Annotated in this window: 17 protein-coding genes; 8 read left to right on the forward strand and 9 right to left on the reverse strand. The window is 69.8% G+C overall.

The window, feature by feature from the left end; translation table 11 throughout:
• Positions 1–133 precede the first annotated feature (133 nt).
• Positions 134–991, forward strand: a complete 858-nt coding sequence (locus tag CG723_RS24905) for a GntR family transcriptional regulator (protein WP_100595686.1) — start codon at positions 134–136, stop codon at positions 989–991.
• Positions 972–1,535 (forward strand): GNAT family N-acetyltransferase, encoded by a 564-nt coding sequence (locus CG723_RS24910; RefSeq protein WP_100595687.1) that lies wholly within the window; start codon positions 972–974, stop codon positions 1,533–1,535. Before CG723_RS24905 ends, CG723_RS24910 begins: the two co-directional genes overlap by 20 nt.
• A 208-nt stretch (positions 1,536–1,743) precedes the next feature.
• Here CG723_RS24910 and CG723_RS46415 read toward each other — a convergent pair whose 3' ends face one another.
• The 3 genes from CG723_RS46415 to CG723_RS24920 all read right to left on the reverse strand — a co-directional run bounded on the left by CG723_RS46415 (position 1,744) and on the right by CG723_RS24920 (position 5,763).
• Positions 1,744–2,775 (reverse strand): LPO_1073/Vpar_1526 family protein, encoded by a 1,032-nt coding sequence (locus tag CG723_RS46415; RefSeq protein WP_159032543.1) that lies wholly within the window; start codon positions 2,773–2,775, stop codon positions 1,744–1,746.
• Positions 2,776–3,601: 826 nt separating this feature from the next.
• The gene (locus CG723_RS24915; RefSeq protein WP_100595688.1) at positions 3,602–5,023 is read right to left on the reverse strand and encodes an NAD(P)/FAD-dependent oxidoreductase; all 1,422 of its coding nucleotides are present in this window, start codon (positions 5,021–5,023) and stop codon (positions 3,602–3,604) included.
• Between the two features lie 11 nt (positions 5,024–5,034).
• Complete coding sequence (locus CG723_RS24920; protein ID WP_234374503.1) at positions 5,035–5,763, reverse strand: rhomboid-like protein; 729 nt, start codon at positions 5,761–5,763, stop codon at positions 5,035–5,037.
• A 26-nt stretch (positions 5,764–5,789) separates the two neighbouring features.
• On the opposite strand from CG723_RS24920, the gene CG723_RS24925 reads away from it, so the two are divergent.
• Positions 5,790–6,671 carry an aminoglycoside phosphotransferase family protein gene (locus CG723_RS24925; protein WP_100595689.1) on the forward strand — a complete coding sequence of 294 codons (882 nt, stop codon included), beginning with the start codon at positions 5,790–5,792 and terminating at the stop codon, positions 6,669–6,671.
• 115 nt (positions 6,672–6,786) lie between these two features.
• Positions 6,787–7,260, forward strand: coding sequence for a GNAT family N-acetyltransferase (locus CG723_RS24930; protein ID WP_100595690.1), 474 nt, complete (start codon positions 6,787–6,789; stop codon positions 7,258–7,260).
• A gap of 43 nt (positions 7,261–7,303) precedes the next feature.
• On the opposite strand, the gene CG723_RS24935 is transcribed toward CG723_RS24930, so the two are convergent.
• Together CG723_RS24935 and CG723_RS24940 are read right to left on the reverse strand one after the other, a co-directional pair.
• Positions 7,304–8,308, reverse strand: a complete 1,005-nt coding sequence (locus tag CG723_RS24935) for a zinc-binding dehydrogenase (protein ID WP_100595691.1) — start codon at positions 8,306–8,308, stop codon at positions 7,304–7,306.
• Positions 8,309–8,396: 88 nt separating this feature from the next.
• Positions 8,397–9,572, reverse strand: coding sequence for an FAD-dependent oxidoreductase (locus CG723_RS24940; RefSeq protein ID WP_100595692.1), 1,176 nt, complete (start codon positions 9,570–9,572; stop codon positions 8,397–8,399).
• A 118-nt stretch (positions 9,573–9,690) separates the two neighbouring features.
• On the opposite strand from CG723_RS24940, the gene CG723_RS24945 reads away from it, so the two are divergent.
• Complete coding sequence (locus tag CG723_RS24945) at positions 9,691–10,392, forward strand: pentapeptide repeat-containing protein (protein WP_100595693.1); 702 nt, start codon at positions 9,691–9,693, stop codon at positions 10,390–10,392.
• Positions 10,393–10,420: 28 nt separating this feature from the next.
• Here the strand turns inward: CG723_RS24945 and CG723_RS24950 are convergent, their stop codons facing one another.
• The 3 genes from CG723_RS24950 to CG723_RS24960 all read right to left on the reverse strand — a co-directional run bounded on the left by CG723_RS24950 (position 10,421) and on the right by CG723_RS24960 (position 12,807).
• A complete protein-coding gene (locus tag CG723_RS24950) occupies positions 10,421–10,930 on the reverse strand; it encodes a hypothetical protein (protein ID WP_100595694.1) in 510 nt (169 codons plus the stop codon).
• A 105-nt stretch (positions 10,931–11,035) separates the two neighbouring features.
• On the reverse strand, positions 11,036–11,677 hold the full coding sequence (locus CG723_RS24955) for a response regulator (RefSeq protein WP_100595695.1): 642 nt from the start codon (positions 11,675–11,677) through the stop codon (positions 11,036–11,038).
• Positions 11,674–12,807, reverse strand: a complete 1,134-nt coding sequence (locus tag CG723_RS24960) for a sensor histidine kinase (protein WP_100595787.1) — start codon at positions 12,805–12,807, stop codon at positions 11,674–11,676. The genes CG723_RS24955 and CG723_RS24960 overlap by 4 nt, the downstream gene beginning before the upstream one ends.
• Positions 12,808–13,148: 341 nt before the next feature.
• Between CG723_RS24960 and CG723_RS24965 the strand changes: the two genes are divergently transcribed.
• On the forward strand, positions 13,149–13,703 hold the full coding sequence (locus CG723_RS24965; protein WP_100595696.1) for a GlcG/HbpS family heme-binding protein: 555 nt from the start codon (positions 13,149–13,151) through the stop codon (positions 13,701–13,703).
• A 206-nt stretch (positions 13,704–13,909) separates the two neighbouring features.
• Entirely contained in the window at positions 13,910–15,295 is a 1,386-nt protein-coding gene (locus CG723_RS24970) for a M1 family metallopeptidase (RefSeq protein ID WP_100595697.1), read from the forward strand.
• Positions 15,296–15,380: 85 nt separating this feature from the next.
• Here the strand turns inward: CG723_RS24970 and CG723_RS24975 are convergent, their stop codons facing one another.
• Positions 15,381–15,956 (reverse strand): TerD family protein, encoded by a 576-nt coding sequence (locus tag CG723_RS24975; RefSeq protein ID WP_100595698.1) that lies wholly within the window; start codon positions 15,954–15,956, stop codon positions 15,381–15,383.
• A gap of 180 nt (positions 15,957–16,136) precedes the next feature.
• Here CG723_RS24975 and arfB point away from each other — a divergent pair, with 180 nt between their 5' ends.
• Positions 16,137–16,574 carry an alternative ribosome rescue aminoacyl-tRNA hydrolase ArfB gene (arfB, locus tag CG723_RS24980; RefSeq protein WP_100595699.1) on the forward strand — a complete coding sequence of 146 codons (438 nt, stop codon included), beginning with the start codon at positions 16,137–16,139 and terminating at the stop codon, positions 16,572–16,574.
• The last annotated feature ends 2 nt before the right edge of the window (positions 16,575–16,576 follow it).

The raw sequence follows: 16,576 nt of genomic DNA on the forward strand, positions 1-16,576 counted from the left end.
CAACCTCGTAACCCTGTTTAGTTCTCAAGGAACGACTGGCAGGGGGCCCGCAGCGATCACGGACTATCCCGAACCAGCAGGCATAGCTGTGTACGTGACACCCCGTACGACTTGTCTGGAGGAGTGTCGTGACATGAGAATGCCTACTCCCCTCTTGGAGAGTCAAGCCCCCTGGTCTAACTTGTACGGAGGAGTTGGAGTGGCTACCTGGAGGGAACGCATGCGGCGGGGACTTACCAAGGCCCAAGAGATTGCGGCTGACCTGCGAGAACAGATCGCTTCTGGTGAGCTTGGAGGCGGTCAAGCACTCCCGAGCGAGTCCAAGCTGATGGGCCACTACGGGTACAGCAGAGAGACCGTCCGCGCCGGCGTGCGTGTCCTGGTCGATGAAGGACTGGTCGTGACAGGCCAGGGGCAGGGCAAGTACGTCCGGGAGGACTACCCGCCGGTCGTCTGGAACTGGACGACCCTAGAGAGCCGCAAGCGTCACGAGACGGCCGTCGAAGGGCGAACCGCTGGAGACCAATGGGCCAGTGCTGTTGCCGACGAGGGCAAGAGTCCCCGACAGGAGATCAGCGTCTCGATCGTTGAGCCGCCTAAGCATGTGCACGCCGCGCTGGGGCTGCCTGAGGGCGGGCTGGCTGTAGCGCGCAAGCGAGTCCGATACGTCGACAACCGGCCCTATGCGCTCGCGGACTCCTACTTTCCGCAGGAACTCGTCTCGGGCACCCCGCTTATGGAGCCCCGGGACGTCTCGGCGCCCGGCGGCGTGCTCGCATCCGTCGGCCTCGTTCAAGCGAAGTACCGCGATGAGATCGCCGTACGGATGCCGACCCTCAAGGAAGCCGAGTTGCTAGCGCTGCCGGCGGCGACGCCTGTTGCCGAGCACACCCGGACTGGTTACGACGCGGACGGGAAGCCTCTCCGCTGCATGGTCACGATCCTCCCAGGAGACAGGCACAAGATCCTCTATGAAGTCGATGCCGACTGAGTACCTTCGCCCTGCCGCAGCCGAGGACGTTCCCGCGCTCATGGTGCTGAGGACGGAAGCTGAACAGTGGCTGCATGAGAAGGGCACGGACCAGTGGAATGACCGCGAGGCTGGCGCGAGAGCTATCAGCAAATGGCACGCCACGATCGATGACGGTCGGGCTTGGATTGTCGTAGATGACAGTGGGGCAGCGTTGGCCACGGTCAGCCGTGGGCCCATTGACCGGGACTTCTGGAACGACGACGACAAGCCTGAGTCAGCCTTCTACCTCTACAAGCTGATCGTGGCAAGGTCCGCGGCAGGCAGGCAGCTTGGCGTTCGAATCGTCGACTGGGCCTCCCGTGTAGCTGCACTGGAAGGGCGGGACTGGGTTCGCATCGACACTTGGCGCACGAACACGGGACTGCACGCCTACTACGAACGACTGGGGTTCAAGCACGTTCGTACGGAGGCGCCTTCGCACCGTCGATCCGGCTGGCTTGCGCAGAGGCCGGCAGATACCATTTCTCTCCCGGAGCAGCCGTTGGCTGTAGGAAAGCGCTGAGGATCTGCGCACGTAAGGTGTCTGCGATCCGCTACCGAAAGGCGGCGGATCGCGTGCCTATCGGCTTCACTTTGAGGTGTGCCATACATGGGTGAGCAGTAATCAAGCTTGCACATTTTCCGAGGGCTGAATCGGCTGCGACACGCTCGCCCTGCGAGCGTGTCTTTTCCCGGCGTCGCGCCAGATTCCCGATCAGGTGTCTCGCTGATCAGCTCAGCCAAAGGTCAACGGACGGCATGGCCGATCCAAGGACTTTCCGGCAATGAGCGTGAGCGATTGCGATGCCGACGCTAGTCAGGTCGAAATTCTTCATAGCAGAGTTCCTCCATGCCTCGGAGAACCTCGTGAATTCCGGGTCGATGGCTTCGATCTCCGCGTGAATTGCTTCACCGGAGATAGGATTTGACTCGAGGAGCCCCCGAAGCTCGTTGGCATGTTCCCCGACGTCTTGAGTGGACAGTTTATTTTCGAGGTCAGTTAGGCTCACTGCGGCCACTTGCATCTTCGTAGGGTCGCGCAAGCATGGCATCACGATCCCTTTTTTCTTGAACTCGGAGATCCAAGGGTGCGACTCCTCTTCGAATCCCAACGTAAGAAGTCCAGGATATCTTTTGAGGAAGAGCTGCGTGAATGTCACCTCGCCCATGCTGATCGATCCGCATCCGGCGTACGCGATGTGCCCCATATTCGCATCTGATGGTTGAGGTAGGCCCTTGATTAGGGGGAGCCAAAATTCGCGAAGAGTTTCGTACAGTTGCGGAATACCGTTGACGCTTACGTTCACGTAGCGAGCCATGAATATCGCACCCAGTACCGATACCTGTGTGCTGGTGAGCCGGGGTGCTGTTTTGAGCGCTTCATTCAGTACTACTTGCCTAAAGGATCCACCAGACTGCTTGGATCGATCGACAAGAATGTCTACGAGGAGATCGCTGAGGTTTTCATCGCCAGTAGTGGCAACCTCCTCCTGGACCCTGAAAAGAGCGCGCTGGAAGTCGGGATTTCGTGCATTCTCTAGCGACTCGGGTGACTCTTCGGTGAGTTTCTTAAGAAATTTATCGCAAACCTCTCTGGCTCGCTCCTCTGCGGTGCTTGCCGCTTCAGTAGCAAGGCGAGTGTAATTCTGGTGAAAGACGTCGTCCGCGATCTCCTTAACGTCGCGATAGGACAACCCTGCATGCAGGTCCCCAGCGACCTGATAGTTAGTGGAGTTGTCTCCGCCCGTTTGGCGTTGATTCACGGTTCCTGCCGCCGGATTTCGCTGTTTCCGTCCACTCTCATATTCCCTCCTGCTTGATAGTTGATCGAATCATTTCCAGATTTTTGGACCTGGCGATCCTGATTCTTCTTTCGGTCGAAATAAAACCAACCGATCAACGCGATGGGGACCGCTACGCCTACTCCACCGAAAGCCCACGAGACCCAACTCATCAGCGACTCCTCTTTTTTGATCAGTGTCCTGCGGCGACACATCTGCCGCCCTCCGCTCTACACCACGGCCGGTGGCTTGGCGGCGGGTGCTGGGATGATCTAGATAGGGCGAGCGAGGCAAGTGTTGCGACGGACGGTAGACCATGCCTGTGACAGATAGGGGCAGAACGGCTAACCCGGGCTGACTGACAGCCGGTGACATCAACGTCCGTGCACAGTGGCGGACACTGACGGACCCCATCGCCGTGTAGGCCCACGGTGGTTGTGGAGCAGAGGCATGGGCGCTGTGTGGCTGACAGGGGCGCACCCGCCTACGGATCAGAAGGTTGCATGCCTGAATCCTGGCTGGTGCGCTGAAGCAGGATGCGGCTGTACGGCTGGGGCAGTCTCAGTTCTAGTCTCGATTGCTGCCTAATCCGACGCGGTCTGCACTCGTCCACGAACGTCCGGCACGTCACTTGACCTGCGAGGCGAGCCCTTTCTCGGACACCCCCGGACCGCCGTGGAACAAGCCCGGACAGCTTGTAATGCGTAGGTCGTCGGTTCGAATCCGACAGGGGGCTCCATCGAGGTGAAGGCCCAGGTCACGGGTGTGGCCTGGGCCTTCGTCGTTGGTTGTGCCCGGTGGGGTCCTGTCAGCTGCGGCCGGCCACCTTGTCCGCGGCTCGGGCCAGGCGGGAGGAGCCCGTCGTGTGGGTGGTGAGTTCGCGGTGGTCGGCCGCGTTGTAGGTGGCGTACATGCCGTGGACGCCCAGCCAGCGGAAGGGTTCCGGCTCCCACTTGCGGACCTTGTGGTTGACCCAGGGGAGGGTCGTGAGGTCGGTGGGGCCGGACTGGCCGGAGTCCTGCTGGACCAGGTCGCGCAGGGTGCGGGCGGCGAGATTGGTGGTGGCGACGCCCGAGCCGACGTAGCCGCCCGCCCAGCCGAGGCCCGTCGCGCGGTCGAGGGTGACCGTGGCGCACCAGTCGCGGGGGACGCCGAGGACGCCGGACCAGGCGTGGGTCACGGCGACGCCCGCGAGCTGGGGGAAGAAGCGGGTCAGGAGGGCGGTGAGGGACTCGATGGTGGCGGGCTGGGTACGGCCGTCGTTGTCGGTCCTCGAGCCGTAGCGGTACGGGACGCCCCGGCCGCCGAGCGCGATGCGGCCGTCGGCGGTGCGCTGGGCGTACATGTAGGCGTGCGCCATGTCGCCGAGGGTCTCGCGGCCCTCCCAGCCGATGGACTCCCACTGGGCGTCGGTCAGCGGCTCCGTGGCGATCATGGAGGAGTTCATGGGGAGCCAGGTGCGGCGCTGGCCCTTGAGGGACGCGGTGAAGCCCTCGGTGCAGCGCAGGATGTAGGGCGCGCGGACCGTGCCGTACGGGGTGACGGCGTGCTTCGGCTTGATCTCCGTGACGGGCGTCGACTCGTGGATCGTGACGCCGAGGGCCTCGACGGCCGCGGCCAGGCCCTTGAGGAGCTTGACGGGGTGCAGGCGGGCGCCGTGCGGGGTCCAGGTCGAGCCGACGGCCCCGAAGACGCGGACGCGCTCGGCGGTCTCGCGGGCGCCGTGCAGGGTGCGGTCCTTCTCGCCGTACGCGAGCTCCGCCGCGTGGAAGGCCTTGAGGCGGGCCAGCTGGGCCGGCGTGTAGGCGATTTCGAGTACGCCGCCCTGGTGGATGTCTGCGTCGATCTCCTCTTCGGCGGCCGCGCGGATCACCTCGGAGACCGTGTCGTTCATGGCTTCCTGGAGGCGGACGGCCGCGTCGTGGCCGTGCAGCTTCGCGTAGCGGTCGCGGCCGGCGATGCCGTTGTAGAGCCAGCCGCCGTTGCGCCCGGACGCGCCGTAGCCGCAGAACTTCTGCTCCAGGACGGTGATGCGGAGGAAGGGCGCGGCCTTCTTCAGGTAGTAGGCGGTCCACAGGCCCGTGTAGCCGCCGCCGACGATGACGACGTCGGCGGACGCGTCACCCGGCAGGGGTTCGCGGGCGGTGGGGATGCCGTCGTCCGCGTACCAGAACGATATGCCGCCATTGACGGTGGCCTGGGTGCCGTGGGTGCCGTTCTTGCTGCTCATGGCCCCGGACGTTAGCGCTCCGCAGGGGGGTTCGGGCAGGGGGGACGGCCGCCTTCCTGGGTTCGGGGGTCGTCGTTACGCCTCGCTGTCCGGTCCCGCCGCAGGAGCGTCAGGGGATTCAAGGGCTCGCCCCGGTCGCGTACCAGGGGGTGGCAGGCCAGGCCGATGAGGACCGAGACGAAGTGCCCCAGGTCGGTGAAGGTGCGGCCGGTGAGCAGCGGGCCGCCGTAGACGATCAGGACGACGACCAGACAGACGTAGCGCCAGGGCGGGGCGAGCCGGTACGTGAGGACGCCGACGACGCCCGCCAGCGCGTAACTCACCCCCACATCAAGGGTGTCGACCGATGAGGCGGGCGCGTGGCCCTCGCGGATCGCCCAGAGCAGCGCGCCCTCGCTGATCACCGTCGCGAGGACGTGCGCCGCCCCCGCGACGGCCAGCCAGCGCCAGGTGTCGAGCCAGCGCTCGGCCTGCGCGTGGAACACCGTGTAGAGGACGGCGTACGGCCACCAGCTGCTGTCGTCGATCCAGAACAGGGAGGCGACGAACACGCGGACCGGGTTCGTCGACAGCTCGTGCAGGTTCGTGGAGCGCTGGAGCAGGAACTCGTGCTCGAAGTGCGGGTCCATGTGGTGCATGGCGACCGTGGTGAAGAACAGGGCGGCCAGCCAGAGATAGGTGCCGGGGGCGTGCCGTACGTACGACCACACGGCGAGGAGGAAACGACGCATGGACTGCATTCAGGCACGCACGTAGGGTCGTTCGGGTGATCGACATTCCGGACGGCCTGGTCGAGTCGCAGTACACCTACGCGGGTGACCCCGGTCGCGCCTTCATCGCCGGGCTCCCCGCGCGCGTGGAGGAGTTCGTCGAACGCTGGGATCTGCGCGTCGACGGGCCCGCGATGCACGGCATGGCCGCCCTCGTCCTGCCCGTGGTGCGGGGCGACGGGACGCCCGCCGCGGTCAAGTTCCAGATCCTCGACGAGGAGACCGAGGGCGAGCCGGTCGCGTTGCGCGTCTGGGACGGCGACGGCGCCGTCCGGCTGCTCGACCACGACGACGCCACCGGCACGATGCTCCTCGAACGGCTCGACTCCGGGCGGATGCTGGACTCCGTGGAGGACTCCCGCAAGGCCGTCCTCGTCATCGCCGAACTGCTCGCCCGGCTCACGTCCGGGCCCGCCCCGGAAGGGATGCGGCGGCTGGCCGACATCGCGGCGGACATGCTCGCCCAGGTGCCTTCGGCGCTCGCGGCCGTGGCCGACCCGGCCGACCGCGCGCTGCTCGCGGACTGCGCGGCGGCCGTGCGCGAGGTCGCCGGCGAGGCGGGGAACCGGCTGCTGCACTGGGATCTGCACTTCGAGAACGTGCTGGCCGCTGCGCGCGAGCCGTGGCTCGCCATCGACCCGAAGCCGCTCGCGGGCGATCCGGGCTTCGACCTGAAGCCCGCCATCGACAACCGCTTCGACGCGGACGAGGTGGTGTGGCGGTTCGACGCGATGAGCGGGGTGCTCGGGCTCGACCGGGAGCGGGCGCGCGCCTGGACGCTCGGGCGGGTGCTTCAGGACTCCCTGTGGGAGATCGAGGACGGGCGGCCCCTGGCGCCGGACCACATGGAGACGGCTCGGAGGCTGCTCGGGCGGTGAGCGGGCCCGTGCGGGGCGGGACGCGGTGACGGGTCGGCCCACGTGCGGGGCGCGGCCACAGTGACTGGTGAACCGGGCCGTCCGCCGTCCCGCGGTGACTGGTTAGCCTGCCGTCATGATTCGTACCGCCACGTCCGCCGATGTCCCCGTCATCCACGCCCTGGTCCGTGAACTCGCCGACTACGAGGAGGCGCTGCACGAGGCGCGGGCCACCGAGGAGCAGCTGCGCGAGGCGCTGTTCGGGGAGCGGCCCGCCGCGTTCGCCCACATCGCCGAGGACGACACGACGGGCGAGCCCGTCGGCTTCTGCCTCTGGTTCCTGAACTTCTCCACGTGGCGCGGCGTGCACGGGATCTACCTGGAGGACCTGTACGTACGGCCCGAGGCGCGCGGCGGCGGCCACGGCAAGGCGCTGCTGACCGAACTTGCGCGGATCTGCGTCGAGCGCGGGTACGCGCGCCTGGAGTGGTCGGTCCTCAACTGGAACGAGCCGTCGATCGACTTCTACAAGGCGCTCGGCGCGGCGCCGCAGGACGAGTGGACGGTGTACCGGCTGACGGACGGGGCGCTGGCGCGGCTCGGGTCGTAGCGCGCCCAGCCGGCCCGGCGCGCCCTCGGACCCGGGCTGCGGGTCACGGGATCAGGACCACCTTGCCGATCGTGCCGCGGTTCTCCAGGGCGCGGTGGGCCGCGGCCGCCTCGGCGAGCGGGAAGCGGGTCACCGCGGGACGCAGGCGGCCGGCCTCGGCCTCCTTCAGGGCGGCCAGTTCCAGCGTGCGGACGGGGTTGTCGCCGCCCGCACGCCGCATCATCGGCGGGCCGAGCACCTGTTCCTGGGTGATGCCGCGTCGGGTGAGTTCGTCCTCGGAGAAGGTGAGGGGCTCGCCGTCGTGCAGGCCCTTGCCCGACCAGCCGAAGACGACGTGGACGCCGCCGGGGCCGAGCAGGTCGACGGCGGCCAGGCCCGCGTCGCCGCCCACCCCGTCGAAGACGACGGTCGCGGTGCGGCCGCTGAGGAACCAGCGGACCTGTTCGGGCCAGTCGGGGGCGGTGTAGTCGACGGCCAGATCGGCGCCGTTCGCGCGGACGCGGGCCACCTTCTCGGGGCCGCCCGCGAGGCCGACGACGGTGGCGCCCGCGTGCTTCGCGTACTGGACGAGCAGGGTGCCGATGCCGCCGGCCGCGGCCGGGATCACGGCCACCGACGCGGGGCCGAGCGCCACGAACTGCAGGATCCCCATCGTCGTACGGCCCGTGCCGATCAGGGCGACGGCCTCGGCGAAGTCCAGGCCCGGCGGGAGTTCGTGCAGGCGGGCCGCGTCGATGACGGCGAGCTCGGCGTAGCCTCCCGGGGCGAATCCGAGGTGGCCCACGACGTGCTTGCCGAGCCAGGACGTGTCGGTGCCCTCGCCGAGCGACTCGACGGTGCCGGCGACCTCGCGGCCGGGGACGGTGGGCAGCGCGGGCGGCTCGGGCGCGGGGCCCTTCATGCCCTCGCGCAGGGCGGTGTCCAGGAGGTGCACGCCGGCCGCGGCCACGGCGATCCGGACCTGGCCGGGGCCGGGCAGGGGGTCGTCGGTCTTCTCGTAGGTGAGGTTCTCGGCGGGGCCGAAGGCGTGCAGTCGTACGGCGTGCATGGTGGGCTCCCTCGGGCGTACGGCCCCGTGCTGGGCCAGGTGTGCACCACCTTTCAACCTCAAGCCCACTTGAGGTCAAGCGAAGGGGTCAGGCCGCGCGGAGGCCCGGGCGGGAGGCGGTGAGCGCGAGCGTGGTCGCCTCGACGGCGCTGTTGAACGACACCTCGGAGAGCACGCCGGGCGCCGCGACCTGGTCACCCGCCACATAGACGCCGTCCCCGCGGTCGATCGCGGGCCGGTCCCGCCAGGTCGTGCCGGGCAGGTCGACCGCCCCCGTACGCCCGTTCGCGAGCGCGTCCCTGCGCCACATCACACGGTCGCGCCAGCCGGGGAATCCCAGGTCGAGCAGGCGTTCGGCGCGTGCCGTGCCGTCGGCCTTCGACTCGTGCGGCGCTACGGGGACCTGGCCCTGGACGAGCTGCTGCCCATGCGGCGCCAGGCTCCGGTCCTGGGCCGTGAACCTCTCGAGCCAGGCCGGGAAGTCGAGCCCGGACACGGCGAAGGCGTCGCCGCGGCGGGTGCGCACGGCCAGGTCGATCAGCGTCGTACGGCCGCTGTCCCACGTCAGCGACGAGTCCCCGAGGAGGCGGCGCGCCGAGTCGAGGGACGTCGCCACGATCACCGGGCCGCCGCCCGTCGGAAGGGTGTCGACGCGGGACAGCGTCTCCACGCGCACGCCCAGATTCCAGGCGCGGGCCGCCATCCGGTCGATCACACAGGCCCAGCCGCCGCGCGGATAGTGCGCCTCTGGCGGCACCTTCGCGGCGCGGCGCAGGCGCTCCTGGACGAAGGCGGCGGACAAGGAGCCCGGGTCGTGGTGGAAGAGCGCGACGGACGTGTAGTGGGCGGCCGCGCGGGCCCCCTCCTCGCCGACGTGACGCGTCGCCCACGTCATGAAGTCCAGGTCCACGGGCGCGTGTTCGGACCGGTGGCGAAGGAGGCGCAGGAGGGCCAGGGGCGGGGTGCGGCGCAGGGCTCCGCGGTGGTGGAAGCGCAGGCGGGAGCCCTCGACGGGCGGGACCGGGGCGAGCGGGCCGAGCAGGTCGCGCTGCTTGAGCCAGGTCCAGTGCGGGCCGCCGTTGTAGAGGGCGTGCGGTCCGTCGTGCGTGCGGTACGGGCCTTCGGCGGTGCGGGCGCGGCCGCCGAGGGTGTGGTGCGACTCGTGGACGGTGACGCGCGCTCCGGCCTCGGCGGCGGTGACGGCCGCGGTGAGGCCGGCGAATCCGCCGCCGATGACGGTGAGGTCGGGCTTGGTCGTTGCCATACCGCTCTTCCCTTCGGGCTGCCTTTGTCTGTACGACGGCTGCGAGTGGCGGAATGTGACATGGGCGGGGGAGAGGCGGCGGTCACCGATTGTCAGTGAGGGCGGGCAGCATGGGGACATGGCGGAGAAACGAGTGGTGCGGTCGGCGAAGTCGTCGTCGGCGAAACCGGCGGCGGTGAAGAAGGCGCGGCGGCCCGAGGTGCGGCTGCCCCCGCCGGCGCCCTGGACCGGCGGCGAGCTCGAGCCGGACGGGGACTACGACGGGGTGGAGTTCACGGCGGCCGACTTCACCGGGCAGGACGGCGGGGGCGCCCGCTTCATGGACTGCGCGCTCGAAGGGTGCGCGCTCGACGAGACGCGTCTGACCCGCGCCCGGATCCTCGATTCCACGCTGACAGGGATACGGGGTGTGGGCACGGACCTCGCGGAGGCGACGCTGCGGGACGTCGAGGTGGTGGACGCGCGCCTCGGCGGGGTCCAGCTGCACGGGAGCGTGCTGGAGCGGGTGGTGGTGCGCGGCGGGAAGATCGAGTACCTGAATCTGCGCAAGGCGCGCCTGAAGGATGTCGTCTTCGACGGGTGCGTGCTGGTGGAGCCGGACTTCGGGGGCGCGCGGCTGGACCGGGTCGAGTTCCAGGGCTGTGTCGTGCGGGGTGCGGACTTCACGGGCGCGGTGATGGCTGACGTGGATCTGCGGGGCGTGGCGGAGCTGGGGATCGCCCGCGGGGTGGACCGGCTGGCGGGGGCGGTCATCAGCCCGGCCCAGCTCTTCGACCTGGCACCGGCGTTCGCGGCGCAGATCGGGGTGCGGGTGGAGTAGCCGGGAGGGCTTGTGTGCGTTTTTGGGGCTAGCGCTCGTCCGGGATGCGGGGGAAGCGGGCCTGCAGGTCCCAGATCGCCGGATTGTCCGCCAGATCCTCGTGCATATCGGTGAGGTCGGCGATCAGGTCGTGCAGGAAGTCGCGGGCCTCGCGGCGCAGCGCGGTGTGGGAGAACGTCAGGGGCGGCTCGTCGGCCTCCATCCAGTCGGCCTCGATGTCGACCCACCCGAAGCGGCGCTCGAAGAGCATCCGGTCCGTCGACTCGGTGAAGTCGAGTTCGGCGTACTGAGGCCTCGACGCGCGGCTGCCGCGCGGGTCGCGGTCCAGCTGCTCGACGATGTCGCACAGCGCCCACGCGAAGTCCAGTACCGGCACCCATCCCCAGGCTGTGGACAGCTCCCGGTCGGCCTTGGTGTCGGCGAGGTAGACGTCGCCGCAGAAGAGGTCGTGGCGCAGCGTGCGGACGTCCGCGCGGCGGTAGTCCAGCTGGATCGGGTCCGGGAAGCGGCGGGAGAGGGCGTAGCCGATGTCGAGCACGTAGCTGATGGTGTCACGGGCGGGAGGTGGTGCCGTCCATGGGCGGGAGGGGTGCCCGCACGGCTGTCGCGGTCACCACGGTCGCCGTCGCAGCAGTCGCCGAGTTCAGCCCAGCAGCCGCTGCTCCTTCGCCACCGCCACCGCGCCCGCCCTCGTGTCCACGCCGAGCTTGTCGTAGATCCGGCCGAGGTGGGTCTTCACCGTCGCCTCGCTGATGAACAGGGCGCGGGCGATGTCCCGGTTGCCCAGGCCCTGGGCGAGCTGGGCGAGGATGTCGCGCTCGCGGTCCGTGAGGGACGGGCGCGGGCTGCGCATGCGGGCCATGACGCGGCTCGCGACCGGCGGGGACAGCGTCGTACGGCCCTCGGCGGCGGCCTGGATCGCGGCGAACAGCTCCTCGGGACGCTCCGCCTTGAGGAGATAGCCCGTGGCGCCCGCCTCGATGGCCCGGGTGATGTCCGCGTCCGTGTCGTACGTGGTCAGTACGAGGACGTGCGGGTGCGGGCCCGCCTCGGGCGGCGCGGTCGTGATGCGCCGCGTGGCTTCCACGCCGTCGATGCCCTCGCCCAGCTGGAGGTCCATCAGGACGACGTCCGGCGTCAGCTTCGCGGCGAGCGCCACCGCCTCGTCGCCCGTGCCCGCCTCGCCGACCACCTCGATGCCGGGCGTGCTGCCGAGCAGGGCGAGCAGTCCCGCGCGCACCACCACGTGGTCGTCGCAGACGAGCAGTCGTACGGGGTCACTCACGAGGCCTCCAGCGGAATCGCCACCGACAGCACCGTGCCCTCGCCCGGCGCCGACTCGATCGTCAGGGTGCCACCCAGCTGCCGCGTGCGCGCCCGGATCGCCGGGAGGCCGTGCCCGCGCACGCCGCCCTCCCGCGGGGGTTCGGGCGTGAAGCCGCGGCCGTTGTCCGCGATGTCGAGGACGACCTGGTCGCCGAGGTGCGTCAGCGTGATCGCGGCGGCCGTCGCGTCCGCGTGCTCCCGTACGTTCGCGAGGGCGCCCTGCGCGATTCTCAGCAGCGCGGACTCGACCCGGTCGGGCAGCGGCGCCGGGGTGCCCTCCGCGTGGAAGCGGACCGCGAGCCCCGCCTCCGACTCCCGCGCCGCAAGCGTCCGCAGCGCCTCGTCCAGGCCGCCGCCCGCAAGGTCCGCCGGCGCCAGGTCATGCACGAACCGGCGCGCTTCCACGAGGCCCCGCTCGGTCACCGATTCCGCTGTCCGCACATGGGCGCGGGCCCGCTCGGGGTCGGCGTCCCACAGCCGGTCCGCCGCCTGGAGCAGCATCTGCTGGCTGGAGAGGGACTGGGCGAGCGTGTCGTGGATCTCCATCGACAGGCGCTGCCGTTCGGCGAGCGTGCCCTCGCGGCGCTCCGTCGCGGCGAGTTCCCTGCGGGTGCGCCGGAGGTCGTCGATCAGGGCGCGCTGGCGTTCCGCCTGGCGCTCCATGTGGACGAAGACGGCGGTCGCCAGGGCCGCGACGGCCGGCGGCGCCAGCAGCAGATTCGGGTCGAAGTTCCCCGCGAGGCGCAGCTGAGCCGCGACGACGAACACCGTGAGCACGCCGATCAGGACGAGCGCGGCGCGGGCGGGCAGGGTGCGCAGGCCCGTGTAGAACAGCGGGACCGCGCACCAGGCGAAGCTCGGCGCGAGGACGACGAGGACCACCCACACGGCGACGACCAGGGCCAGCCAGGTGATGCGGCGCGGGGTGGGGCGGGTGCCGCTGCCCGGGCCGAGCGCGGGGCCGAGCACGTACAGCGCGGCCAGGACCACGGACAGGGCGATGATCCACGGGGTGCGGGTCTCGCCGGGGTGGCGCAGCAGGAACCGGGCGAGGGCTCCGCCGAGCAGCAGGAAGAACGCGGCGTGCATGACCGCGGCCAGCCAGCGGGCGTCCGGATCCCGCGTCTCGTGTTCCACGCCCGTGCCCCTCTCCGCTTCCGCCGCTGCCCGGCCGTCGCGCCGCGGAAGCTTCCGCCGCTGCGCCGTCACCGCACCGCTCTCGCGCTGCTGAACTGGTCAAACACCCCCATTGTGGCCCCCTCGGGCGGTACGCGGGTCAACCGATCGGCTGACCCTGACGTCAGCCGAGCCGCGCTCCGGTCGCAGCCGGTACGTCGACGGTGCGGGCCGGTTTCCGGCCGGAGGATCGATGGCAGAGCGACTCACCGACCGCCTCTGACCGACCCGACCGCCTCCAAGGAGCACCCGTCATGAAGAAGATCTCGAAGCGCGCCCGTGTCCTGACCGGTGGCGCCGTCCTCGCCGGCGTCCTCGCCGGTACCTTCGGCGCGGTCTCGGCCAGCGCCGACGCCCCGGCCGCGGCCCCCGCCGCCGTGACCGCGGACGCCCCGGCCAAGAACCTCACCCAGTCCACGCACCTGACGACGGCCGCCGCCACGAAGGCCGCGCAGGCCGCCCTCGACGCCGCGAAGAAGGAGAACCAGCGCGTCTCCGTCGCCGTCGTCGACCGCAACGGCAACACGATCGTCACCCTCCGCGGCGACGGCGCCGGCCCGCAGTCGTACGAGTCCGCCGTGAAGAAGGCGTACACCGCGGTGTCCTGGAACGCGCCGACGTCCGAGCTCGCCAAGCGCCTCGAGCAGGCCCCGAACCTGAAGGACATCCCGGGCACCCTGTTCCTCGCGGGCGGCGCGCCCGTCGCGGCGAAGGGCGCCCCGGTCGCGGGCATCGGCGTCGCGGGTGCGCCGTCGGGCGACCTGGACGAGAAGTTCGCCCAGGCCGGCGTCGCCGCGCTGAACCGCTAGGGCCAGTCGTTTGGATCAGGCCGGGCTCGCGGGGTCCGGCACGCACGCCCCCGAGTTCTCGACTGCGCTCGAGGAGGGGGACCCCCATGACCTCGCTCCCTGATCCAGCCCGATCCGAACGAAGGACCCTGGTGACGCCATGACCCCCGTGGAGGCGCCCGCCCGTTGGCAGGCGCCTCCACGGCGTTCGCCCCTACGATCGCTCTGTGCCCCGTAGCCCACGAAGTGCCCCCGCCCACGCGCTCGCTCTCGTCCTGGCCCTCGGCGCCTGTTCCGCCGCCGGTGTGCACGGCACGCCCGGTGCCGCGGGCGTGCGGGACCCGTACTTTCCGAAGCTGGGCAACGGCGGCTACGACGCCACGCACTACGACCTCACCCTCGATGCCGACCGGCACCGGCTGACCGGCACCGCCGACATCACCGCGAAGGCCACCCAGGACCTCAGCGCGTTCAATCTCGACCTCAAGGGCCTGACGGTCGACGGCGTCACCGTCGACGGTCGGAAGGCCCGGTTCGAGCGGGCGGGGCACGAGCTGACGATCCGTCCGGCCGAGGCGCTGCGGAAGGGCTCCACGTTCCGCACGGTCGTGCGGTACTCCGGGAAACCCGTGACCATCACCGACCCGGACGGCTCCGAGGAGGGCTGGCTCCCCACGCAGGACGGGGTCCTCGCGCTCGGCGAGCCGACGGGATCCATGGCCTGGTTCCCCGGGAACAACCACCCCTCCGACAAGGCGTCGTACGACCTCCACGTCACCGTTCCCAAGGGCCTGAAGGCCGTATCCAACGGGGAGTTGACGAAGGAGCGGACGGCCGGCGGGCGGACGACGTTCGACTGGCACGTCCCGCAGCCCATGGCCGGCTACCTGGCGATGCTGGCGATCGGGAAGTTCGAGACCAAGGCCTACAAGACGCCCGACGGGCTGCCCGTGTACACCGCCGTGGACCCGGTCGAGGCGGCCGCGAGCGCCAAGGTCCTGGCCAAGATCCCGGCCGTCATGGCGTGGGAGTCCAAGACCTTCGGCCCCTATCCCTTCTCCTCCACCGGCGCCGTCGTCGACCGGCACGGCGACGCCGGGTACGCGCTCGAGACCCAGAACCGGCCCGTCTTCCCCGGCACCCCTCCTCTGTCCACGCTCGTCCACGAGATGGCCCACGAGTGGTACGGGGACTCCGTCACACCGGAGTCATGGCGCGACATGTGGCTCAACGAGGGCTTCGCGACCTACGCCGAATGGCTCTGGGCGGAGCAGCACGGCGGCGACAGCGCGCAGAAGACGTTCGACTCCTACTACGCGAAGGGCAGCGGCAACCCGATCTGGGCCTTCCCGCCCGCCAGGCCGTCGAGTGCCGCGCACATCTCGGATCCGCCGGTCTACGAGCGCGGCGCGATGGTGCTGCACAAGATCCGCGAGACGGTCGGGGACGCCAAGTTCTTCGAGCTGCTCAAGAGCTGGCCCGCCGCGCACCGTTACGGCAACGCGGACACGGCCGACTTCACCGGGTACGTGGAGAAGCAGAACCCGGGCAAGGATCTGCAGCCGGTGTGGGACGACTGGCTGTACGGCAAGGGAAAGCCGGACCATCCGTAGTCCCGGATGGCCCGGCCGAACCCGCCGGCGGTGTGTGCGCGGAGCGACACCGGGCCGGCGGGCCCCTTCAACTGCCGTGCGAACGTCAGACGTTCACGCCGAAGTCCTGCGCGATGCCGACGAGGCCCGACGCGTAACCCTGGCCCACCGCGCGGAACTTCCACTCCGCGCCGTTGCGGTACAGCTCGCCGAAGACCATGGCGGTCTCGGTGGCGGCGTCCTCGGAGAGGTCGTAGCGGGCGATCTCGGTGCCGCCGGCCTGGTTGACGATGCGGATGAACGCGTTGCGCACCTGGCCGAAGTTCTGCGAGCGGTTCTCGGCGTCGTAGATCGAGACCGGGAAGACGATCTTGTCGATGTCGGCCGGGAGGCCCGCCAGGTTGACGTTGATCTGCTCGTCGTCGCCCTCGCCCTGGCCCGTGACGTTGTCACCGGTGTGGACGATGGTCTGGTCCGGCGTCGCCTTGTTGTTGAAGAAGACGAAGTGGCCGTCCGAGTAGACCTTGCCCTGCGGGTTCACCGCGATCGCGGAGGCGTCGAGGTCGAAGTCGGTGCCGGTGGTGGTGCGGACGTCCCAGCCGAGGCCCACGGTGACGGCGGTCAGGCCCGGAGCCTCCTTGGTGAGCGAGACGTTGCCACCCTTGGACAGGCTTACTGCCATTGTTGGGAGTCCTTCCCTCGTTAGCGATGCGTGCGCTTCGTAGACGAAGCTACTCGTACCCCTATGAACGCCAAGGGGGGATCCAGGGTTCCAGGTGTCTTTACTTTCTTTACCCGCTTTAGCCGGGATGGGTGTGCCGCCGGGAAAAGGGGGTGACGCGGTGCGTGTACAGGCGCGACCATGGAACCCATGTCCGGTCCTTACTTCATCCGCGGCTCGGTGGTCCTTCCGGAGGCCGAGCTCCTCTGGCGATTCTCGCGGTCGTCCGGGCCGGGCGGCCAGCATGTGAACACCAGCGACTCCCAGGTCGAGCTCCGCTTCGACCTCGCCAGGACCGAGGCGCTGCCCGAGGTGTGGAAGGCGCGGGCCCTGGAGCGGCTCGCCTCCCGACTCGTCGACGGCGTCATCTCCGTACGGTCCTCGGAGCACCGCTCCCAGTGGCGCAACCGCGAGACCGCCGCCGTGCGCCTCGCGTCCCTCCTCGCGGAGGCCACCGCCCCGCCGCCCAAGCCGCGCCGCGCGACCCGCATACCCCGGGGGATCAACGAGCGCCGCCTGCGCAACAAGAAGGCACGGTCGGACACGAAACGGGGCCGGTCGGGGCGCGGCTGGGACTGAAC

Origin of the sequence: Streptomyces sp. CB01635, from assembly GCF_002803065.1 — a bacterium.
Lineage (GTDB): Bacteria > Actinomycetota > Actinomycetes > Streptomycetales > Streptomycetaceae > Streptomyces.